Here is a 329-nt window from a genome sequence, read left to right as displayed (position 1 = left end):
TTTCTATGATCATGCAAGTGGTTGTTGGTTTTATCAAGATGATTCATCTGGAGCAATAGGACTTCTTTCTTGTGGAGGAACTTCTGGTGGAGGTGGAGGAAGTACAAATGGAGGAAGTAATTCTGGTGGTGGTTTTACAGGAAATAATGGTGGTTATTTTGGAGGGTCAACAGACAACGACCCTTCTCCTACTGGTGGAGGTGGAGGAAGTCAAAGCAATTCTAATTCTAACTCAAACACTTCTTATTCGAGACCTTTGTTTGTGCCATATGAAAAGCAAATTGCTGATTGTCTTGGCCCTCAAAATTATAACTATACTTTATGGTTAG

1 protein-coding gene is annotated in these 329 nt (G+C 39.8%); it reads left to right on the top strand.

What is annotated here, in order from left to right; genetic code table 11:
* On the top strand, nt 1-329 hold a 329-nt coding region (locus Q0733_RS13050), incomplete at both ends, for a hypothetical protein (protein WP_298782780.1).

Source organism: uncultured Polaribacter sp. (assembly GCF_947500975.1).
Lineage (GTDB): Bacteria > Bacteroidota > Bacteroidia > Flavobacteriales > Flavobacteriaceae > Polaribacter.
The sequence above is the reverse complement of the archived record's forward strand: the minus strand, read 5'-3'. Positions and strand labels throughout refer to the sequence as shown.